This is a genomic window from Dermacoccus sp. PAMC28757 (genome assembly GCF_014302635.1).
Lineage (GTDB): Bacteria > Actinomycetota > Actinomycetes > Actinomycetales > Dermatophilaceae > Dermacoccus > Dermacoccus abyssi.
Genome location: NZ_CP060292.1, coordinates 2,252,214 through 2,273,732 on the forward strand (window position 1 = coordinate 2,252,214; position 21,519 = coordinate 2,273,732).

At 68.2% G+C, this 21,519-nt stretch carries 19 protein-coding genes, 1 tRNA gene and 1 riboswitch; of the genes, 11 read left to right on the forward strand and 9 right to left on the reverse strand.

What is annotated here, in order from left to right; genetic code table 11:
• Nucleotides 1-24 precede the first annotated feature (24 nt).
• The 3 genes from H7F30_RS10720 to H7F30_RS10730 all read left to right on the forward strand — a co-directional run bounded on the left by H7F30_RS10720 (nt 25) and on the right by H7F30_RS10730 (nt 2,920).
• Complete coding sequence (locus H7F30_RS10720) at nt 25-1,278, forward strand: SPFH domain-containing protein (protein WP_047312823.1); 1,254 nt, start codon at nt 25-27, stop codon at nt 1,276-1,278.
• A 161-nt stretch (nt 1,279-1,439) separates the two neighbouring features.
• A tRNA-Leu gene (locus H7F30_RS10725) sits at nt 1,440-1,524 on the forward strand.
• A 73-nt stretch (nt 1,525-1,597) separates the two neighbouring features.
• Complete coding sequence (locus tag H7F30_RS10730) at nt 1,598-2,920, forward strand: M20/M25/M40 family metallo-hydrolase (protein ID WP_129663532.1); 1,323 nt, start codon at nt 1,598-1,600, stop codon at nt 2,918-2,920.
• Between the two features lie 32 nt (nt 2,921-2,952).
• Here H7F30_RS10730 and H7F30_RS10735 read toward each other — a convergent pair whose 3' ends face one another.
• A complete protein-coding gene (locus H7F30_RS10735; protein WP_047312900.1) occupies nt 2,953-3,153 on the reverse strand; it encodes a DUF5703 family protein in 201 nt (66 codons plus the stop codon).
• Nucleotides 3,154-3,190: 37 nt separating this feature from the next.
• Here H7F30_RS10735 and H7F30_RS10740 point away from each other — a divergent pair, with 37 nt between their 5' ends.
• On the forward strand, nt 3,191-3,469 hold the full coding sequence (locus H7F30_RS10740; protein WP_047312825.1) for a hypothetical protein: 279 nt from the start codon (nt 3,191-3,193) through the stop codon (nt 3,467-3,469).
• 94 nt (nt 3,470-3,563) lie between these two features.
• On the opposite strand, the gene H7F30_RS10745 is transcribed toward H7F30_RS10740, so the two are convergent.
• Complete coding sequence (locus H7F30_RS10745) at nt 3,564-4,550, reverse strand: aldo/keto reductase (protein WP_222617796.1); 987 nt, start codon at nt 4,548-4,550, stop codon at nt 3,564-3,566.
• Nucleotides 4,547-5,548: a magnesium and cobalt transport protein CorA gene (locus H7F30_RS10750; protein ID WP_047312901.1), complete on the reverse strand. Its 1,002-nt coding sequence runs from the start codon at nt 5,546-5,548 to the stop codon at nt 4,547-4,549. Before H7F30_RS10750 ends, H7F30_RS10745 begins: the two co-directional genes overlap by 4 nt.
• A 51-nt stretch (nt 5,549-5,599) precedes the next feature.
• Here H7F30_RS10750 and H7F30_RS10755 point away from each other — a divergent pair, with 51 nt between their 5' ends.
• The 4 genes from H7F30_RS10755 (at nt 5,600) to mshC (ending at nt 8,973) form a co-directional block, all read left to right on the forward strand.
• On the forward strand, nt 5,600-6,328 hold the full coding sequence (locus tag H7F30_RS10755; protein WP_187035033.1) for an MSMEG_4193 family putative phosphomutase: 729 nt from the start codon (nt 5,600-5,602) through the stop codon (nt 6,326-6,328).
• Between the two features lie 9 nt (nt 6,329-6,337).
• Entirely contained in the window at nt 6,338-6,859 is a 522-nt protein-coding gene (locus tag H7F30_RS10760) for a DUF3090 domain-containing protein (RefSeq protein WP_047312828.1), read from the forward strand.
• A complete protein-coding gene (locus H7F30_RS10765) occupies nt 6,856-7,692 on the forward strand; it encodes an SCO1664 family protein (protein WP_222617797.1) in 837 nt (278 codons plus the stop codon). The genes H7F30_RS10760 and H7F30_RS10765 overlap by 4 nt, the downstream gene beginning before the upstream one ends.
• 144 nt (nt 7,693-7,836) lie before the next feature.
• Nucleotides 7,837-8,973 carry a cysteine--1-D-myo-inosityl 2-amino-2-deoxy-alpha-D-glucopyranoside ligase gene (mshC, locus tag H7F30_RS10770; protein WP_370562447.1) on the forward strand — a complete coding sequence of 379 codons (1,137 nt, stop codon included), beginning with the start codon at nt 7,837-7,839 and terminating at the stop codon, nt 8,971-8,973.
• A gap of 69 nt (nt 8,974-9,042) precedes the next feature.
• Here mshC and H7F30_RS10775 read toward each other — a convergent pair whose 3' ends face one another.
• Nucleotides 9,043-9,921, reverse strand: coding sequence for a PAC2 family protein (locus H7F30_RS10775; protein WP_255464769.1), 879 nt, complete (start codon nt 9,919-9,921; stop codon nt 9,043-9,045).
• A 100-nt stretch (nt 9,922-10,021) separates the two neighbouring features.
• Between H7F30_RS10775 and metH the strand changes: the two genes are divergently transcribed.
• On the forward strand, nt 10,022-13,798 hold the full coding sequence (metH, locus tag H7F30_RS10780; RefSeq protein ID WP_187035035.1) for a methionine synthase: 3,777 nt from the start codon (nt 10,022-10,024) through the stop codon (nt 13,796-13,798).
• 2 nt (nt 13,799-13,800) lie between these two features.
• On the forward strand, nt 13,801-14,520 hold the full coding sequence (locus H7F30_RS10785; protein ID WP_322612347.1) for an HAD family phosphatase: 720 nt from the start codon (nt 13,801-13,803) through the stop codon (nt 14,518-14,520).
• A 171-nt stretch (nt 14,521-14,691) separates the two neighbouring features.
• On the opposite strand, the gene thiC is transcribed toward H7F30_RS10785, so the two are convergent.
• From thiC to H7F30_RS10810, 5 genes are all read right to left on the reverse strand, one after another.
• Nucleotides 14,692-16,557: a phosphomethylpyrimidine synthase ThiC gene (gene thiC, locus H7F30_RS10790; RefSeq protein WP_187035037.1), complete on the reverse strand. Its 1,866-nt coding sequence runs from the start codon at nt 16,555-16,557 to the stop codon at nt 14,692-14,694.
• An 89-nt stretch (nt 16,558-16,646) separates the two neighbouring features.
• Nucleotides 16,647-16,761: riboswitch (TPP riboswitch) on the reverse strand.
• Nucleotides 16,762-16,855: 94 nt separating this feature from the next.
• Nucleotides 16,856-17,566 (reverse strand): CE1759 family FMN reductase, encoded by a 711-nt coding sequence (locus H7F30_RS10795; protein WP_118912375.1) that lies wholly within the window; start codon nt 17,564-17,566, stop codon nt 16,856-16,858.
• A 103-nt stretch (nt 17,567-17,669) separates the two neighbouring features.
• Nucleotides 17,670-18,860: a CE1758 family FMN-dependent luciferase-like monooxygenase gene (locus H7F30_RS10800; RefSeq protein ID WP_187035039.1), complete on the reverse strand. Its 1,191-nt coding sequence runs from the start codon at nt 18,858-18,860 to the stop codon at nt 17,670-17,672.
• A gap of 115 nt (nt 18,861-18,975) precedes the next feature.
• Nucleotides 18,976-19,440, reverse strand: coding sequence for a hypothetical protein (locus H7F30_RS10805; RefSeq protein ID WP_187035040.1), 465 nt, complete (start codon nt 19,438-19,440; stop codon nt 18,976-18,978).
• Entirely contained in the window at nt 19,433-20,278 is an 846-nt protein-coding gene (locus tag H7F30_RS10810) for a PD-(D/E)XK nuclease family protein (protein WP_187035042.1), read from the reverse strand. Before H7F30_RS10810 ends, H7F30_RS10805 begins: the two co-directional genes overlap by 8 nt.
• A 69-nt stretch (nt 20,279-20,347) precedes the next feature.
• Between H7F30_RS10810 and H7F30_RS10815 the strand changes: the two genes are divergently transcribed.
• Complete coding sequence (locus tag H7F30_RS10815) at nt 20,348-21,511, forward strand: site-2 protease family protein (protein WP_052947153.1); 1,164 nt, start codon at nt 20,348-20,350, stop codon at nt 21,509-21,511.
• The last annotated feature ends 8 nt before the right edge of the window (nt 21,512-21,519 follow it).

A 21,519-nucleotide genomic window follows, 5' to 3' on the forward strand; every position in this document is an offset into this window, starting at 1 on the left:
CGAACCGGCGGGGGAGGGAACACCATGTCACCAGGACTCATCGCCGTCCTGCTGCTCGTCCTGTTCGTCGTCGTCGTCCTCATGCGGACGGTGCGCATCGTGCCGCAGCAGACGGCGCAGATCATCGAGCGCCTCGGTTCGTACAACCGCACCCTGACCGACGGTCTGCACATCCTCGTGCCGTTCATCGACCGCGTCCGCGCGAACATCGACCTGCGCGAGCAGGTCGTCACCTTCCCGCCGCAGCCGGTCATCACGAGCGACAACCTCGTCGTGAGCATCGACACCGTCATCTACTACTCGGTGACCGACCCGAAGTCGGCCGTGTACGAGATCGAGAACTTCATCCAGGGCATCGAGCAGCTCACGGTCACGACGCTGCGTAACGTCATCGGTTCGCTCGACCTCGAGCAGACGCTGACCTCGCGCGACCAGATCAACGGCCAGCTGCGCGGCGTGCTCGACGAGGCGACCGGGCGCTGGGGCATCCGCGTCAACCGCGTGGAGCTCAAGGCCATCGACCCGCCGGCTTCGGTGCAGGACTCGATGGAGAAGCAGATGCGCGCCGAGCGTGACCGCCGCGCCGCCATCCTCAACGCCGAGGGTTTCAAGCAGTCGCAGATCCTTACGGCCGAGGGTGAGAAGCAGTCCTCGATCCTCAAGGCCGAGGGTGAGGCCCAGGCGGCCATCCTCAAGGCACAGGGTGAGGCCCGCGCCATCCAGCAGGTCTTCGACGCCATCCACCGAGGCAAGCCGACGCAGCGTCTGCTCGCCTACCAGTACCTGCAGACACTGCCGCAACTCGCTCAGGGCGACTCGAACAAGATGTGGGTCATCCCGTCCGAGGTCACGGACGCTCTGCGCGGCATCTCGAGCGCCCTCGGCGGCGACGCCGGTCGCCCGGGGGACAACGACGACGAGGAATGGGTCGACCCCGGCACGAACGACACCAACGCGTTCGCCGACACCACGCTCGAGGACCCGGAGGTCGCTCTGGCGAACGCCCGCGGTGAGGCCAACCAGGCCACGACCGAGGCGGAGCGCAACACGCAGACGGCCGCTCGCCCCGTGCGAGCTGCTGCTCCGTCAGCCGCCGAAGATGCCCCGAGCGAAGTCGAGCGCCAGCAGATCGCGCCGTCGCCGCACGTGGCTGCTCCCACGTTCGACGAGGCTGAAGGCTCGCCGGAGCCGGCACCGCAGGAGGTGCGCGAGGAGCGTCCCGTGCGCGCGCCGCTGCCAGGCGTGAACCGCGACGAGCAGGGGAATCCCAACGCCTGACGTATGACGTTTCGACGTCGTCAGCACGCGAACGGCCCGCCGACATCACCGTGTCGGCGGGCCGTGGCGCACCCCCAGGATCTCGATGTGCATTCGCCGGAATCGCCTGGTAGTGTTTTCCCTCGTTGGAAGGACGCGGAAGCGGCCGGAAAACACCACCTGTCCGGGTGGCGGAATGGCAGACGCGCTAGCTTGAGGTGCTAGTGTCCTTTATCGGACGTGGGGGTTCAAGTCCCCCCTCGGACACACCGCGAAGCGGCTCGATGAGAGATCATCGGGCCGCTTTTTCGTGCCCGGAAACGGGTGGCAGAGTAGGAGCATGACTTCTGCAGCCGCCGAAAGCGACGTCCTTCGTATCTGCCGTGACCTCATTCGCATCGACACGAGCAACTACGGCCCCGGGGTCGAGGGGCCGGGGGAGCGCGAGGCGGCCGAGTACGTCGTCGGTCAGCTGCAGGAGGTCGGCCTCGAGCCCGAGTTGTTCGAGAGCGAGAAGGGCCGCGCTAACGTCGTCGTCCGCATCCCCGGTGAGGACTCCGAGCGCGGGGCTCTCGTCGTCCACGGGCACCTCGACGTCGTTCCGGCGGAAGCGGCCGACTGGACCCACGACCCCTTCGCGGCAGACCTGGCCGACGGGTGCGTCTGGGGTCGCGGCGCCATCGACATGAAGGACATGGACGCCATGATCCTCGCGACGGTGCGTGACTTCGCCCGCCGCGGCGTCAAGCCGTCGCGTGACCTCGTCGTCGCCTTCTTCGCCGACGAGGAAGCCGGGGGAGTGCTCGGCTCACACTGGGCCGTCGACAACCGCCCCGAGTTGTTCGACGGCGCCACCGAAGCTATCAGCGAGGTGGGCGGCTACTCCGTCACCGTGCCGGCAGCCTCCGGTGGTGACCAGCGGGCCTACCTGCTCCAGACCGCGGAAAAGGGCATCCGGTGGCTGCGCCTCACCGCCCACGGACGCGCCGGACACGGCAGCGTGCCGAACGACGAGAACGCCATCGTTCGACTCGCGCAGGCCATCACGCGCATCGACGCCCACGTGTGGCCGCGCCAGTACATCGCGAGTGTGCGCGCCCTCCTCGACGGTCTGTCGACCACCACGGGCATCACGTACGCCGACGACGACAACACCGCCCTGCTGTCCACGATCGGCGGGGCTCGCGGCTTCGTCGAAGGCACCCTGGCGAACACGTCGAACGTGACGATGCTTGCGGCGGGGTACAAGCAGAACGTCATTCCTCAGACGGCATCGGTCAACGTCGACTGTCGCTTCCTGCCCGGCCACGAGGACGAGCTCATGGCGGTCATCGAGGAACTCGCCGGTGAGCACGTGACGGTCGAGACGTTGCATCGGGACATTGCGCTCGACGCACCGTTCGAGACGGACCTCGTCGATCGGATGAAGTCGGCTCTGCGCGCCGAGGACCCGGGATGTGAAGTGCTGCCCTACTGCCTCTCGGGCGGCACGGACAACAAGGCGCTCAAGGAACTCGGCATCACCGGCTACGGGTTCGCACCCCTGCGTCTGCCGGCCAACCTCGACTTCGCCCCGATGTTCCACGGCATCGACGAGCGCGTGCCGGTCGAGAGCCTGGAATTCGGTCAGCGCGTCCTGGCGCGCTTCCTTACCGACTGCTGAGCGGCTCGCGGCTCCGCCCGACACGACAGGAGTCAGAGCAGGCCGCCGGGGGACTCGCGGCGCATGCGAATGATGCGCCGGCGCAGCCAGACCCGACGCATTCCGCCGAGGTAGAGGCGCGTGCGCGCGAGTTCCCAGTGCCCGTACTCCGCCTCGTCGGTGAGGGCCTGTCGGATGTCTCCGCGGCTGGTGCCGCGCTCGAAGGTGAGCGTGCGGTATTCGTACTCGGGCATCTGCACATTCTGCCGCGTTCGCGGTAGCGTTTTCCACATGACCGCAGACCCGCGCGCAGCTCTGGAAACACTCACGAGCGCCTTCGAACGTCACCTCGAAGCATGTTCCGGACGACGGGGAGAGAATGACCCCGCGGTCGTCGCCGCCTACCAGGCGTTGGCCGATGCCTTCGAGGACTACGACGACGCCCTCATGGACGCCTTCAACGAAGTCACACCGCTCGAGGTGTACTCGGAGGAGGACTTCGACGAAGATGACGACGACGAGTACGACGAGGAAGACCTCGACGACGAAGACGAGGACGACGAGCACTGAGCGCCGCGCGCGTCATGGTGCAATGACGCTCCGAACATGAGGAAGGCCCGCCGGCAACGGCGGGCCTTCCTCATGTCTAGTGTCGCGAGGCGACTCAGCGGGTGCGCGAGACCTCGTCGAGGACGGCAAGGATCTCGTCGGGGACGACGAGTTGGCCCGCGCGCAGGAGCACGCGCATCTGCGCTGGTGTTCGCGCACCGACCATGAGGGCGTCGAGTCCCTCCTGCCGCAACTGCCAGGCGAGGGCCAGTTCGCTCGGGTGCACGCCCAGCCCCTCGGCGGCGGTGGCGAGCGACTCGACGACGGAACGCGCCGAGGCACCGAAGTGACGGGGCTGGAGCGGGACGACACCGGCGGCCCTGCGCGAGTCCGCCGGGGTTCCGTGGCGGTACTTGCCGGTCAGGGCCCCACCCGCGAGAGCGCTTCCGCCGAGCACACCGTGGCCCCGAGTCCGAGCTGCGTCGACCACGTCGGTGTCCGCAGAACGCTCGAGCAGGCTGTACTCGGTGGCGTGCGCCGCGAGACGGATGCGCCGCGTGGCCAGTTCGTGGCTGAGATCCACTGCGCGCCAGGCCGGTACATCGCCGACACCGACGTAGGTGGCGCGCCCTGAGATCAACGCCCACTCCATCGTCTCGGCCACCTCGGCGATCGGCGTCACGCCGTCGAAGCCGTCGACCAGCCACAGGTCGAGGTGCTCAGTGCCGAGGCGGGCCAGCGACGCGTCGAGGCCCGCCATGAGCGCCCGACGCGACGTGTCGCCGCTACTACCGGGCACCGGCACACTGTGCGAGCCGCGCCCGGAACGTCCGATGAGAAACACTTCGTCACGCGCATGGCGGCCGCCGACGATCTCACCGAGAAGTTCCTCGGCCACGCCGCCGTCCGTGTCACCGACCTCGAGGGTGAAGCCACCGGCGTCACGGTAGGTGTCGACGACCTCGGCGCCCCGTTCGGCGTCGACGCTGCCGCCCCACCCGGAGACACCGAGGACGACACGACTCACCCGGGCGCCACTCGCGCCGAGGGTCGCGACGTCCACGTGCGGTCGGTCGTCGTGCAGGTGCGTCAGTGAGCTCACAGCCATCCTGTTCTCTTGAAGGTGCGCCACAGGAGCACACACGCGGTGACGAGGACGGCGAGCACGACGTAGTAGCCGTAGTAGAACTCGCTGCCGCCGACATTCACCGATGCTTCCAGCTCCGGCATCGAGTGGAAGTTCATGCCGTAGATGCCCGCCAACATCGTCGGGACGGACGCGATCGCGACCCAGGCCGAGATCTTGCGCATGTCGTCGTTCTGGCGAACCGAGACCTGCGCGAGGTGGGCCGACAGGACATCCGACAGGAGCCGGTCGTAGGTCTCGATGTGCTCGTGGACGATGAGGAGGTGATCCTGGATGTCACGGAAGAAGGGCGAGAACTCGTCGGGCACGAAGCGTGCCGCGAGCAACCGCCGAGCGGGCTCGATGAGGGGCTGCACGGCCCAGCGCGCTTCGAGCAGTTCGCGCTTGAGCGCGTAGATCTCACCGACGTCCGTCGTCAGGCCGGGGGTGAACACGCGGTGCTCGATGGCGACGACGTCGTCACTCAACTCCTCGTCGATGGTGCGGTAGCGGTCGACCACCGCGTCCATGACGCTGTAGAGCACAGCCATCGGCCCCTTCTCGAGCATCGTGGGGTCGTGTTCGAGCGCAGATCGCACCTGCTCGAGGGGCGCGGGTTCACCCCGTCGCACCGTGACGACGAAGTGGGGGCCGACGAACGCCATGAGTTCACCGGTTTCGACGTCGGAACTCTCGTCGATGTAGCGCAGGGTGCGCATGACGACGAACGCCATGTGGCCGTAGATCTCGAACTTGGGTCGTTGGCCGCCCTTGAGGGCATCCTCGACAGCGAGGGGGTGCAGCTCGAGTTCACGGGCGAAGTGTTCGAACTCGTCGGCCGTCGGATCCTTGAGGCCGATCCACAGGAAGCTGGACTCGTCGTCCCCTCGGGCCTGGAGTTCAGCGAGTTCGTCGCTGATGTCACCGCAAGGCAGGCGTTCGCCCCGGCGGTAGACGGCCTGGTCGATGATCACGGGCTCATTGTCCTCGACCATCCCGCCCGGCGCTGTCATTAGGCTGGCGGCGTGGCGACCCTCATCCTGCTCCGACACGGACGTACGACGGCCAACGCTTCAGGTGTTCTCGCCGGTTGGACGCCCGAAACCCACCTCGACGACACCGGCCGAACACAAGCCTCCGCCATCGCCGAGTCGATCTCCGGGGCGACGACTCCCGTACGCCTTGTGACGTCGCCGCTCGTGCGCTGTCGCGAGACGGCAGCCCCGCTCGCAGAGCGCACCGGCTTGGCGCCCGAGGAACACGACGGCATCGGCGAGTGCCACTACGGAGCGTGGACGGGGCGCCCACTCGTCGAGTTGGCGAAGGAACCGCTGTGGAAGGACGTCCAGGAGGCCCCCTCCGGCGTCACCTTTCCGCCCAGCGACGCGTTCGAGCACGAGTCGATGCGCGACATGCAGCGTAGGGCCGTCGAGACCGTCCGCGGGATCGACGCCGGGGTCGAGCAGGCCCACGGCGCGAGTGCCACGTGGGTTGCCGTGAGCCACGGCGACGTCATCAAGGCGGTGCTTGCCGACGCTCTGGGCACACCGCTCGACGACTTCCAGCGGATCGTCGCCTCGCCCGCCTCGGTCAGCATCGTGCGCTACACGTCGTCACGGCCGTTCGTCCTCCTCATGAACCACACCCACGGCGGGCTGCGTGACGTGCTCACCCACCAGGCGACGAGCGGCTCGGACGCCACCGTCGGCGGATCGAGGGGCGTCACGGACACCGCGTCTGGACAGCGCAATTAGGCTGGAGCCATGCCAGTGCTCGAGTTCGTTCATCCTCAGCGCTTCGTCGCCGGTACGGTCGGCGAGCCGGGGGCCCGTGAGTTCTACCTTCAGGTGCGCGACCCGCGCCGCGTCGAGGGCGTCGCCATCGAGAAGCAGCAGGTGGAACTCCTCGCCGAGCGTGTTGCCGAACTGCTCGACGAGGTGGGAGCCGACCGGGACGTTCCTGCTGCGCCGCAGGACAACGACCCCCTCGAGCTGCCTGTCGACCCGATCTTCCGGGTCGGCAGTATGAGCGCCGCGTGGAATCCGACGACGCACTTGCTGAGCATCGAGTGCCACGACCTCGAGCACGAGGTGGGCGCCAGCGACGAGACCGACGGCGAGCAGACGACTCTGCGCGTCGTCATGACCCCCAGCGTGGCGCGAGAGTTCTCCCGCCGCTCGATCGCCCTCGTCGCGCAGGGCCGACGTCCGTGCCCGCTGTGCAACGAGCCGCTCGATCCCAGCGGTCATGTCTGCCCTCGAGCCAACGGGTACCGCCGCCGTTGAGCGAATCCAAGGAATCAGGAGGTTCGCTCCCTGAGCACGCGCGGTGGACGCTCGAAGGGCGACTCGTCGAGGCGTCCAACGTCGTCCTGCGCATGGCCGACGTGAGTTCACTCGCCGCGGTGCCGGACGACCCGAGCGAGCTCCCGGACGACGCAGCCCGCGCCGTGTTCAAGCCCGTGGCGGGCGAGCGTCCGCTGGCCGACTTCCCCCGAGGCACCCTCGCGCACCGGGAGGTTGCGGCGTCCCTCGTGTGCGCCGCGCTCGGCTGGGATCACGTTCCCGAGACCCGGTGGTTCGAAGACGACCTGGGCGAAGGCTCACTGCAGCGCTGGGTGGGTCCCCTCGTCCCGACGGAGCAGGCACACGTCGCGCTGCTCGACGAGGAGGAGTTCGTCTCCCAGCAGGGGTCGGTCCACCCGATCGCCGCGTTCGAGGGTGAGGAGGGGCCACTCGTCCTCGTCCACACCGACACGCCCGCCCTGCGGCGAATCGCCGTGTTCGACACTGTGACGAACAACGCAGACCGCAAGGGCTCCCACCTCATCGAGACACCCGAGGCACTGTTCGCCATCGACAACGGCCTCACCTTCCACACCGACGACAAGCTGCGCACCGTCCTGTGGGGCTTCGCCGGTGACCCACTGGAGGAGCCCATCGAGAACGCCCTTCGCCGCCTTGTCGCGGCGCGAGGGCAGCTCACGCAGGAGCTGGCCTCGCTCCTTACACCGGCCGAGATCGAGGCGCTGCACGCGCGCACCGACGCACTGCTCGAATCCGGCACCTTCCCGGACCCACCCGAGGAGCGCTACGGCCTGCCCTGGCCGCCGCTGTGAGCGCGTTAGGCTGGGCGGCGTGAAATCGTGGTCCGCGCCCTCCCTGCCCGCCGTCTCGACCACCGCAGGAGCGGACACGCCGTTCGCCCTCTTCGACACGGCCGCCGGGAACCCCTTCCGATCGAGCCCGCTGAAGCAGCCGGCATGTACGTCTGCGGCATCACTCCGTACGACGCGACGCACCTCGGTCATGCGGCCACCTACGTCACCTTCGACCTGGCCCACCGCGTCATGCGGGACATGGGCATGAAGGTCACCTACGTCCAGAACGTCACGGATGTCGACGACCCACTGCTCGAACGTGCCACCCGTGACGGTGTCGACTGGCGCGACCTCGCCATGAGCGAGATCGAGCTCTTCCACGGCGACATGGAAGCCCTTGCCGTTCTGCCGCCGCAGCACTACATCGGCGTCGTCGAGTCCATGGGCTCACACGCCGCCAATGTGACGAAGCTCGTCGAGTCCGGCGCGGCCTACGCCTCGCCGGTGCCCGAGGGTGAGGACGTCGCCGACGGCGCGGCGGACATTTACCTCGACCTCGCGCAGCAGCCCACGTTCGGCGACCTGTCGCACTGGAGTCGCGAGGAGATGCTCGACGTCTACGCCGACCGTGGCGGTGACCCCGAGCGCCCTGGTAAGCGCGACGCGCTCGACCCGCTCCTGTGGCGCGCCGAGCGCGCGGGGGAGCCCGCCTGGAACGGCGGTTCGGTCATCGGACGCGGTCGCCCCGGATGGCACATCGAGTGCACCTCGATCGCGCTCGAGCACCTCGGTTCCGGTTTCACTCTGCAGGGCGGCGGCACCGACCTCGTCTTCCCGCACCACGAGATGAGCGCGGTCCAGGCCGTCGCGCTCACCGGCCAGGTGCCCTTCGCCCGTCACTATGCCCACCAGGGCATGGTCGGGTACGAGGGCGAGAAGATGAGCAAGAGCAAGGGCAACCTCGTCAAGGTCTCCGTGTTGCGCCGTGAGGGCGTCGACCCGATGGCCATTCGTCTCGTCATGCTCGCGCAGCACTACCGCAGCGACTGGGAGTACACCGACGCCATGCTCGAGGCGGCCAAGGAGCGACTGGCGCGCTGGCGTGCCGCCACGTCCAACGATCGTGGGGACGCCGAGGCCGTCGTCGCGGATCTGCGCCGGGCCCTGCGCAACGACCTCGACACCGCATCGGCGCTCGCCGCCGTGGACGCTTGGTGTGAGACCGCGGAGAACGAGGCCATCGGTTCCGGTGGCCAGGTCCGCGAAGCGGTCGAGGCCCTGCTCGGCGTCCGCCTCTGAGTCACACTCCGACTCTCGCGAGGATCGGCCCGTCCCCACGTGGGGGCGGGCCGGTCCTTGTTCGTGCGCTCAGAGCTGGTCGTCGTCGCGGCGGCGCAGGAACTGCTCGAACTCCTGCGCGATGGCGTCTCCCGACGCCTCGGGCAGTTCGGTGACGTCGACGGTGTTCTCGAGCGTGTCGACGTAGGACGCCATCTCACCGTCCTCCGCCACGAGGTCGCTCACACCCCGTTCCCACGCGCGCGCCTGCTCCTCGAGATCGGCCAGGGGGAGCGGCGCCTCGAGAAGGCGTTCCAGCGCGCTGACGACGGTCAGGGAGACCTTCGGCTGGGGCCCACCGAGCGCGTATCGAGGAACGGTCACCCACATCGAGAGCGTCTCGTACGCAGTGCGCCCGAGGGCGTCGACGAGCACCCCGACGATGCCCGTCGGTCCGATGTAGGTGGGTGTCCGTGCGTCGTGGGCCGCCCGGGTCACCGGCTGAGGGGAGGTGAAGGCGACGGGGAACGGACGCGTGTGGGCAACTTCGCCGTCGAGCACGCCGCACAGGACCACGCGACGGGGGTTCACGTCGTCGAGCATCGTGAGCAGTTCGTCGAGGAACGCCTTCCAGCGGAACGACGGTTCGATGCCCTTGACGAGCAGCACATCGCCCACCCCGGCCACCACCGCGTGGTGGACCTCGGTCGTGCGCCAGATGATGCGACGCTCGCCGTCGACGACGTCGACGCGCGGCTGGTTGACCTGGAAGTCGTAGTAGTCCTGAGGATCGATGTCGGCCCACAGCCGAGCCTTCGTCTGGGTGACGAGGTGGTCGACGGCGTCCAGGGCCGCACCGGACACGTCGTTCCACCCCTGGAACGCGACGATGACGGTGGGCGCGGTCTCGGTGACGAGTTCGAAGTGACGACGCACTGCGGGCACCCCTTCGGGTCGAAAGATCGGCAAGCGTTCCAGTATGCGGCCACGAGGCTGCGCGCACCAAGGCCGGTACCTCGCTCCCGCTTAGCATGTGGCGTTCAGACCATCTTCGGTGAAGGGACGTCACGTGAGCAGCCGCTCCAAGACAACGACCGACCAGGACGAGTTCGTCACGACCAGCACGGATCGCACGGACGAACTCAGGCGCCTCCTGAGCGATCGCCTCCTCATTATGGACGGCGCCATGGGAACGATGATCCAGCGCGCCGGCCTCACCGAAGCCGACTACCGCGGCGAGCGGTTCGCCGACTACCCGAGCGACCTGCGGGGCAACAACGACCTGCTCTCGCTCACCGCGCCCGACGTCATCGAGGGTATCCACCGCGAATACCTCGAAGCCGGGGCCGACATCGTCGAGACGAACACCTTCAATGCCCAGCGCATCTCGCTCGCCGACTACGACATGAGGGACCTCGCCTACGAGCTCAATCTCGCCTCGGCGAAACTCGCGCGCAACGCCGCCGATGCCGTCGCCACCGACGAGCGTCCCCGCTTCGTGGCCGGGGCCATCGGCCCGACGAACCGCACCGCGTCCATCTCGCCGGACGTCAACGACCCGGGCAAGCGCAACATCTCCTTCGACGAGCTCGTCTCGGCCTACCTCGAGCAGGCCGAAGGCCTGGCCGACGGCGGCGTCGACATCATGCTCGTCGAGACGATCTTCGACACCCTCAACGCCAAGGCAGCTCTGTTCGCACTCGACGTCCTGTTCGAGCAGCGCGGCCGCCGTTGGCCGATCGTCATCTCGGGCACGATCACCGACGCCTCGGGACGTACGCTGTCGGGCCAGACGAGCGAGGCGTTCTGGAACTCGGTGCGCCACAGCAAGCCGCTGGCCGTCGGCCTCAACTGTGCACTCGGCGCGGACGAGATGCGACCGTACGTCGCCGAGATCTCCCGCATCGCAGACTGTTTCGTTTCCTGCTACCCGAACGCGGGGTTGCCGAACGCCTTCGGTGAGTACGACGAGACGCCCGACGCGATGGCGGGGGTCGTCACGACGTTCGCCACCGACCGACTTGTCAACATCGTCGGTGGATGCTGCGGCACGACCCCGGACCACATCGCGGCCATCGCGGAAAGGATCGAGAAGCTGCCGCCACGTCCGGTGCCCGAGATCGGTTCTGCTCTAAGGCTTTCCGGCCTCGAGCCCTTCACCGTCGACGACGACTCGCTCTTCGTCAACGTCGGTGAGCGCACGAACATCACCGGTTCGGCTCGATTCCGCAAGCTCATCAAGGACGGCGATTACCCCACCGCCTTGTCTGTGGCTCGTCAGCAGGTCGAGAACGGCGCTCAGATCATCGACGTCAACATGGACGAGGGGATGATCGACGGCATCGAGGCGATGGACCGCTTCTGCAAGCTCATCGCGTCCGAACCCGACATCAGCCGCGTTCCGGTCATGGTCGACTCCTCGAAGTGGGACGTCATCGAAGCCGGGCTCAAGTGCATCCAGGGCAAGTCGATCGTCAACTCCATCTCGATGAAGGAGGGCGTCGAGCCGTTCGTCGAGCAGGCGCGACTCGTCAAGCGCTACGGCGCTGCGGCCGTCGTCATGGCCTTCGACGAGGACGGCCAGGCGGACACCCTCGAGCGGCGCAAGGACATCTGCCGACGCGCCTACGACATCCTCACCGGGCCGGAGGTGGGCCTGCCGGCCGAGGACATCATCTTCGACCCCAACATCTTCGCCATCGGTACGGGTATCGAGGAGCACGCCAACTACGGCGTGGACTTCATCGAGGCCACGCGCTGGATCAAGGAGAACCTGCCGGGCGCTCTCATCTCCGGCGGCGTCTCCAACGTGTCGTTCAGCTTCCGCGGCAACAACCCCGTGCGCGAGGCCATCCACGCTGTCTTCCTCTTCCACGCCGTCGCCGCGGGGATGGACATGGGCATCGTCAACGCGGGCGCCCTCGTCGTGTACGACGAGATCGACCCCGAACTGCGCGACCTCGTCGAGGACGTCGTGCTCAACCGTCGACCCGACGCCACGGAGCGCCTCCTCGAGGCCGCCGAGCGCTTCAACACCGGCGACGCCGTCGCCGAGACGAAGTCCGAGAAGTGGCGCGAGGAGCCGGTGCGCGACCGCATCACGCACGCCCTCGTCAAGGGCATCGACGACTTCATCGAGGACGACACCGAGGAAATGCGCGCGGAGCTCGAGGCCGAGGGAAAGCGCCCGCTCGAGGTGATCGAGGGCCCGCTCATGGACGGCATGGGCGTCGTCGGCGACCTCTTCGGTGCCGGCAAGATGTTCCTGCCCCAGGTCGTGAAGTCGGCCCGGGTCATGAAGAAGGCCGTCGCGTACCTCATCCCCTTCATCGAGGCGGAGAAGGTGAAGAGCGGCACGACGGGCAAGCAGACGAACGGCACGGTCGTGCTCGCGACGGTCAAGGGCGACGTCCACGACATCGGCAAGAACATCGTCGGCGTGGTGTTGCAGTGCAACAACTACGAGGTCATCGACCTCGGCGTCATGGTGGCCGGGCAGAAGATCCTCGACGCTGCCCGTGAGCACGAGGCCGACATCATCGGCCTGTCGGGCCTCATCACGCCCTCGCTCGAGGAGATGGTGAACGTCGCGGGGGAGATGCAGCGGCAGGGCTTCGACCTGCCCCTGCTCGTCGGGGGCGCCACGACGTCGCGCGCACACACCGCCGTCAAGATCGATCAGCGCTACGACCAGCCCGTCGTGTGGGTCAAGGACGCCTCGCGCTCCGTACCGGTCGTTGCCGCGCTCCTGTCGAAGGGCGCCCGTCGCGAGGCGCTCCTCGCGGACGTGACGGCCGACTACGACTCTCTGCGTGCGCGCCACGCGGCCAAGCGTGACGACCGCCCGCTGCTCAGTCTCGATGCGGCTCGGGAGAACCACCCGATGCTCGACCTCGGTGCTGTGCCCGCAGCGCCGGCACTCGCCGCGGACGGGGCGCCGGTGACACGCACGTTCACCGACTACCCCGTGAGCGAACTGCGCGAGTACATCGACTGGCAGCCCTTCTTCGCCGCGTGGGAGATGAAGGGTCGCTTCCCGGACATTCTGAGCAACCCCGCCCAGGGTGAGGCAGCACGCAAGCTCTACGACGATGCGCAGGAGATGCTCGACCGTGTCGAGGCCGAGGGCTGGCTCCACCCGGCCGCCGTCATCGGCTTCTGGCCCGCCGCGGGCGACGGCGACGACACCGTCCTGTTCACCGACGCCGAGCGTTCCGACGAGCGTGCCCGTCTGCATCACCTGCGCCAGCAGGGTCAGCACCGCGAGGGCGTGCCGAACCGTTCCCTGGCCGACTTCGTCGCGCCGCAGGGCTCCGGCGTGGACGACTGGGTCGGCGCCTTCGCCGTGACCGCCGGTACCGAGCTTCCGGCTCGGATCGCCGCGTTCAAGGAGGAACTCGACGACTACTCCGCGATCCTGCTCGAAGCCCTGGCCGACCGATTGGCCGAGGCGCTCGCCGAGCGCATGCACGAGCGCGTTCGCACCGAGTTCTGGGGTCACGAGGCAGGGGAGAACCTCTCCAACGAGGACCTCATCGCCGAGCGCTACACCGGCATTCGCCCCGCGCCGGGCTACCCGGCGTGCCCCGAGCACACGGAGAAGGACACCCTCTTCGAGTTGCTCGATGTCACGCGTGAGATCGGTGTCGAACTCACCGAGTCGCGTGCGATGTGGCCGGGAGCGTCGGTGTCCGGGTGGTACTTCGCCCACCCCGAATCGCGCTACTTCGTCGTCGGACGGATCGGGCGCGATCAGGTGGAGGACTACGCTGGGCGAAAGGGCTGGTCGGTGAAGGACGCGGAGCGTCATCTCGCCCCCAACCTCAGCTACGACCCGGAAGACTGACCGTGAACCCGACGCCCCACCTCACGCGCCTCGAGCAGCGTGTCACGCACGCCCCGACGAGGCCTCACGGCGTGCTGTGGGACATGGACGGAACACTCATCGACACCGAGCCGTACTGGATGGAGGCCGAGAACGACCTCATCGAGTCGCACGGCGGCACGTGGAGCGACGCCCAGGCGTTCCAACTGGTCGGCAACGCGCTCATCGTCTCGGGGCGCATCATCAAGGAACAGACCGGCATTCCCCTCACGCCGGAGGAGATAGTCGACGCCCTGCTCGAACGTGTCGTCGTCAAGCTGCGTGAGCACGTGCCGTGGCGACCGGGGGCTCGCGAGCTCCTGCTCGCGGCGCGCGACGCGGGTCTACCGTGCGCCCTCGTCACGATGTCGTACGAGTCGTTCGCCCGGGTTCTCGTCGATTCCCTGCCTGCGGGGACGTTCGAAGTCGTCGTCACCGGCGACATGGTCGAACACGGCAAGCCGCACCCAGAGCCGTACCTGCGGGCCGCACACAACCTCGCGCTCGCGCCCGAGCAGTGCGTCGCGATCGAGGACTCGGCGACGGGCGTGCGCTCGGCCGTCGCGGCCGGCGTCCCCACGCTCGCCGTGCCGCATCTCGTCGAGATTCCGCAGCTCGACGGCCTCGTGGTCGTCCCCGACCTCGCCGCCGTCAGCCTCGACGACCTGCCGCGTCTGGCAGAGCGGGCTCGGGCGACGCGCTGACGCTCGAGCCGGCCCGGCAGGCCGTGGCACAGGCGAATGTGACCGAAAATCGCAGATGGGTACGCCGTTCGCGCATGTGGACGTAGATCGCAGATGGGGTGGACACGGACGGAGACAAGAGTCGGTGAGGGGCGGAGTCGCGTCGCTCCACCCCTCACCGTTGCGAACCCGTCAGTCCTGGGGCGTGGGGGTTGCCAAGGCGTGGGCGGTGTCGGGTTCGACGTAGACGCTGCGTCCGAGCTCGACGAACGTCTTCGACATCTGCTGCATGCCCTCACGGGCCTCGCTCTCGCTGACGACGCGCTGCTGGGCGCCGGCGTCACCGAAGCGGTGGCGCACGTCCTGGCTGATGCGCATCGAGCAGAACTTCGGCCCGCACATCGAGCAGAAGTGTGCCGTCTTCGCCGCCTCGGCGGGCAGCGATTCGTCGTGGAACTCGCGGGCGGTGTCGGGGTCGAGCGACAGGTTGAACTGGTCGTTCCAACGGAACTCGAAGCGCGCCTTGCTCAACGCGTCATCCCACGCTCGCGCGCCGGGGTGGCGCTTCGCGACGTCGGCGGCGTGCGCCGCGAGCTTGTACGTGATGACGCCGGTCTTGACGTCATCACGGTTCGGCAGCCCGAGGTGCTCCTTCGGCGTGACGTAGCACAGCATCGCGGTGCCACCCATCGCGATCGTCGTCGCGCCGATGGCGGAAGTGATGTGGTCGTAGCCGGGTGCGACGTCGGTGACGAGCGGGCCGAGCGTGTAGAACGGCGCGCCGTCACACCACTCCTGCTGCAGGCGCACGTTCTCCTCGACGAGGTCGAGCGGCACGTGCCCGGGGCCCTCCACCATGACCTGGACGTCGAACTGCCATGCCCGCTTCGTCAGCTCGGCGAGGGTGCGCAGCTCGGAAAGCTGCGCCTCGTCGTTGGCGTCGGCAGTGCAGCCAGGGCGCAGGCCGTCACCGAGGGAGAAGGCGACGTCGTAGCGGGCGAAGATCTCGCACAGCTCGTCGAAGTGGGTGTAGAGGAAGTTCTCCTCGTGGTGCGCGAGACACCAGCCGGCCATGATCGAGCCGCCGCGGCTGACGATGCCCGTGATGCGCTCGGCCGTCATCGGCACGTAGCGCAGCAGCACGCCGGCGTGGATCGTCATGTAGTCGACGCCCTGCTCGCACTGCTCGATGACGGTGTCGCGAAAGATCTCCCACGTCAGCTTGTCGGCCTCACCGTTGACCTTCTCGAGGGCCTGGTAGATCGGCACAGTGCCGATCGGGACGGGGGAGTTGCGGATGATCCACTCGCGCGTCGTGTGGATGTCGTCACCGGTCGACAGGTCCATGACGGTGTCGGCGCCCCACGTCGTCGCCCACGTCAGCTTGTCGACCTCCTCGGCGATCGACGACGTCACGGCCGAGTTGCCTATGTTCGCGTTTACCTTGACGAGGAAGCGGCGCCCGATGATCATCGGCTCGCTCTCCGGGTGATTGACGTTGGCCGGGATGATCGCGCGCCCGGCGGCGACCTCGTTGCGCACCAGTTCGACGGCGCAGTTCTCGCGCGCCGCGACGAATCGCATCTCGGGGGTGATCAATCCCTTGCGGGCGTAGTGCATCTGGGTGACGACGGCACCGCCCTTGGAGCGCAGCGGTGCGCGACGTTCGCCGCGCCACTCGCGGCTCGCCTCACCGCGTCGGACGGCCGAGCGGCCGTCGTCGAGCAGGGTGCGTTCCCGACCGGCGTAGGTCTCGACGTCGTCGCGCTCGGCGATCCACTCGGCGCGCAGCGGCGGCAGCCCGACCTCGGGGTCACTGCCCGGGCCGGAGGTGTCGTACAGCTCGACGGGAGCGTTGGCCGCGCCGGTGCCGGGGGAGTTGTCGAGGATGACCTCGGTGTAGGGCACGCGCAGGCCGTCCGCGTCGCGGTACTGCTTCCGGCGAGCGTCCGATCCGTCAGCGGGGGTGGTCGCGCGCGTCTGAACGGGGGCCGACGTCGGCGACGTGGCTGCTCGGTCGGTGGTGGCCGCGAGCTCGCGGGAGTTGAACGTCGTCATGATGGTGCCTCCTTCGGATCGGGCGAAGGCACTGCAAGACCCCACGCAACAGATGTCGACGAACGTCGGCACCGAACGGAGGATGAGCGACCACGAGGTCTCCTTGGCTGCCTGCGCCGGCATGATCCGGGTCAGGTCGGGTAGCGGTCGGAGCAGTATCAGCTCCCTCTCAGCCCTGTTCTCAGGACTCCCACGAAGGACGCTTCCGACTATGGCACATCCCGGCAGACGAACGTGACGAAGGGGTCCGTCAGGTTCATGACGAACCTGACGGACCCCTTCCGGTCACGGGTCGTGCTCAGCCGCGCAACATCTCTTCCATCGTCGGCACCGCGACGAACGGATCGCGCGCCCGATTGCGCGTATCGGCAAGCGTACGAAACGATTTCGACGATGTTCTCGGCGCTTCTTCAACCTTGGACGAGCGCGCCTCAGAACTGCCGTTCACCGCCACGTCCGCTCCGCCGAGCCCGCGCTCTAGCTGCTGCGTCAACTCATCGGCAGCCTCGCTCGCACGCGCTTCCAGGCCTCGCCCGGCCCACTCGTCGGGCGAGGCGTAGACGGCCGTCGGCATGACGAGCGCCTTCATGTACGCGAACAGCGGTCGCAGGGCCGTGTCCGTCACAAGCGAGTGTCGGGTGGAACCGCCCGTCGCGCCGACGATGACGGGCACGCCGCTCAGCACGCCGTCTGCAGTGGCGTCCCAGAACGACTTGAACAAGCCCGTGAAGCTCGCCTTGTACGTCGGCGTCACCGCGACCACGGCGTCGGCCGCGCCCAGCACCTCGTACGCGTCCGCGAGCGCCGGGGGAGCGAACCGGGTCAACGACGCCGTCGTGATGTCGTGCGCCAGCGCCCGCAGGTCGATCCGCTGAACGACGACCTCGCCGCCCTGCTCCCGCGCACTCTCGACAACCGCGTCGCACAGCAGCTGGGCGAGACGATGCGTCGACGATTCCTCACTCAGCCCGCCGCTGATCACGGCGAGGCGTGCCGTCCAGTTCGTCATCGTGTTCTCCTTCGTCTCGTTGCTCTGAGTCTGGGCCGAACGTCGCCGCCGGCGTCGCCCGCCGGGCCCGGTTAGCCGAGTTGTCGGCGAACCGGGCTGATGCTCAACGGTCTTCGGCGCGCGTTCCCGTCACGTCGTCGACCTTCGGAGCGCGCGGCGCACCTGTCTCGACGCTGCCCATCTGACCGGCGTCAGCCGAGGGCGTGTCGGTCGCCTGGGCAGCGCGCGCAGCCAGCAGGCTGGCATGCGTCGGGGCGTCCGGCACACCGGCGGCGCGGCGCTTGGCGAACTCCTCGCGCAGCACCGGGACGACCTTCGTGCCGAGCAGCTCGATCTGGTTGAGCACCTCCTGGTGGGGGATGCCGCCGTGGTCGACGAGGAACAGCTGGCGCTGGTAGTCGCCGACGTACTCGCGGAAGCCGAGCGTGCGCTCGATGACCTCGTCGGGCGTACCCACCGTCAGCGGCGTCTGCGTCGTGAAGTCCTCGAGGGAGGCGGCACCGCCGTAGACCGGGGCGTTGTTGAAGTACGGACGGTAGGTCTCCATCGCCTTCGACTTCGAGTCAGCCATGAACACCTGACCACCCAGACCGACGATGGCATCCTCCGCGCGACCGTGACCGTAGTGCTCGAAGCGCTCACGGTAGAAGCGCACCATCTGAGCCGCATGCTCCGGCGGCCAGAAGATGTGGTTGTGGAAGAAGCCGTCACCGTAGTAGGCGGCCTGCTCGGCGATCTCGGGGCTGCGGATCGAACCGTGCCAGACGAACGGCGCGACGCCGTCCATCGGACGCGGGGTCGAGGTGAAGCCCTGCAGCGGCGTGCGGAACTTGCCCTCCCACGTCACGTTCTCCTCGCTCCACAGCTTGCGCAGCAGGGCGTAGTTCTCGATGGCCAGCGGGATGCCCTCACGGATGTCCTTGCCGAACCAGGGGTAGACCGGTCCGGTGTTGCCGCGTCCGAGCATGAGGTCGACGCGCCCGTCGGCGAGGTGCTGCGCGTAGGCGTAGTCCTCGGCGATGTGCACCGGGTCCGTCGTCGTGATGAGCGTCGTCGCGGTCGACAGGATGATGTTCTTCGTCACCGCGGCGAGGTTGCCCATGAGGACGGGCGGGCTGGCGGGGGCCACGAAGGGCGGGTTGTGGTGCTGACCGGTGGCGAAGACGTCGAGACCGACCTCGTCCGCGACCTTGGCCATCTCGACGGTGTTCTTGATGCGCCGGTGCTCGCTGACCGTGCGACCCGTCGTCGGGTCCGTCGTGACGTCACCGACCGTGAAGATTCCGAACTGCATGACCCCTCGCGGAAGTAGTTGAAATTGAAACTATCTGTTGAACCGTAACCCTCGGCCGGGTATTCCACGAGGTTTTGTGAAGGGGATCACGAGCACGGCGAAGGAGTCGCGCGGCTCAAGCACTGACCTCGAACTGCGTGCCGCGCCCGGTCATCTTCGGCCCGAACCACCGGGGGTCAGCGAGGAAGCGACCACCGAACTGGGGGTGGACCTGCGGCCAGAACACGTCGAGCCGGCCGTCGCGCGAATCGGGCGCCACGAGGTGGGTACACGCGAACTGCTCGGGTGCCGTGACGGAGACGAGCCAGACCGCGCCGCCGTTGTGCGTCAGCGTGTCCACGTCGAGACCGGAAACGATCTCCCCCGGGACGCCGTGGGCTGCCGCCACCTCGACGAGGGCGCGGTGGCGCCATCCGAGCGCGTCGTCGTAGCCATCGGCCGCGAGCGCCGCGCGCAACACCTCGTTGAGGTTGACGTCCACGTCGGCTTGGGTGAGGACGTGATGGAGTGCTTCGACATCGCAACCGACGGTGCGCCAGGCCTCCCAGTCCGCACCTTGAACCTGATCAGGTTCAGTCACCGTCGACATCCCCCAGGTCGGCGCTCGCGTGCGGGTCGAGGGCGAGCACGCCGGCATTGTCGGGCAGCGGCGGGGGAGTGCCGCCCCAGGCGGGACACAGCGCCTTGTGGTCGCACCAGCCGCAGAGGAACGACTTGCGTGGACGCCAGTCACCCGTCTGCGCGGCGCGCTCGATGGCTCGCCACAGAGCCGTGATTTTGCGCTCGAGAGCCCGCAGGTCGTCCTCGTCGGGCTGGTAGCGCACGAATTGGCTGTTGCCGAGGTAGACGAGCTGGAGCATGAGCGGCATGACGCCTCGAGTTCGCCAGATGACGAGCGCGTAGAACTTCATCTGGAACAGGGCCTTGCCCTCGAAGAGCTCCGACGGTGAGCGCCCCGTCTTGTAGTCGACGACGCGGATTTGCCCGCCGGGTGCTACGTCGAGCCGGTCGATGTACCCACGCAGGGTGAGGCCGTCGAGGTCGGCTTCGACGTAGAGCTCGCGTTCGGCGGGTTCGAGGTGCTGCGGGTTCTCCAGGTCGAACCACTTCTCGACGAGCTTCTCGGCGTCGCGCAACCACGTCGCGAGGTCGTGGGGCGTGCCGCCCGCGAGTTCGGCGAGTTCGGGTTCGTCGGCGAGTATGTCCTCCCACGCGTGCGGGACGAGGGAGAGCGCGTGCTCGAGTGTTCGCTGCGGCGCCTCGACGTCGAAGATGCGCTCGAGCACCGAATGGACGAGCGTGCCGCGCGCCGCGGCCGGGCTCGGCGGCTCGGGTAGCTTGTCGATGACGCGGAAGCGGTAGAGCAGCGGGCACTGCATGAAATCGGACGCTCGTGAGGGGGACAGCGCGGCGACCATTCAGCGAGCCTATCGCGCGTAACTCGCACCGCCCGAGCGACGCCGAGCCACGCCGCTTAGGCTTTCCTCATGCCGTCGACGTCCCCGGGTCTCAAGATCGCCACGCTGCGCGGCGTGCCCGTCTACATCGGCCGATCCTGGCCGATCATCGCCCTCGTCATCGTCGCGCTCTTCGGCCCGCAGGTCGCCCGACTGCACCCCGAATGGGGAGCCGGCGCCTACCTGCTCGCGGCCGCGTACGCCGTGCTCCTGCTCGTCAGCGTGCTCGCGCACGAGGCTGCTCACGCCGTCGTCGGCCAGGCCTGTGGTTACCGCGTCAACCGCATCGTCGCCGACCTGTGGGGCGGCCACACGGCCTACGACTCACCCGACGCGACACCCGGGCACTCGGCGCTCGTCGCCGTCGTCGGGCCCCTGACGAACCTCGTCCTCGCCGGCGCCGGATGGTTCGCCCTCACCCAGTCGAGCGGTGACGGCGCGGGCCATCTGCTGCTGCTCGCCTTCACCTTCAGCAACGGCTTCGTCGGGTTGTTCAACCTCCTGCCCGGGCTGCCTCTCGACGGCGGGTTCATCGTCGACGCCCTCGTGTGGAAGGTCACCGGTAGCCGGGCCAAGGGCATGAAGGCCGCGGGCTGGTGCGGCCGAATCGTCGCTGTCGCCGTCGTGCTCTGGGCCCTCGTGCCGGTGCTTCGCGGCGAGGGCTCGACGTGGAACCTCATGTGGTTCGCGCTCATCGCCATGTTCCTGTGGCGAGGTGCCAGCACCGCCGTCACCGTGGGCACGAACCGGGAATTCCTCTCCGGCATCCGAGTGGCCCAGGTGATGCGCCCCGCAGTGTCAGCCGCCGCCGACACGCCCGTCTCGGCGCTCCCCGAGGGGCCGGACCCCGTCGTCCTGCTCGGAGCGTCCAACGAACCCGTCGCCGTCGTCCCGCCCGGCGCTCACGTGCGGGTTCCGCTGGAACAGCGTGACCGGGTGCCGGCCAGTGCGATCGCCGAAGCCATCGTTTCCGGCGCCACCGCCATCGTCGCCGACACCCAGGCTGACATCACCGCCGTCCTGCCGGGTTTCGAGGGCGACACGACGCCGCAGCTCGTCGTCGTCACGCAGCCCGCGCCGGCCGCCGCGCCGCCGCACGGCGAGCAGGTCATCGGCGTCGTCCTGCTCAGCGATCTCGAGCGCGCCCTGCAGGCGCACGCGGGAGCGCAAGGCCGCGACCTGCGTACCACCTAAACTTCTCG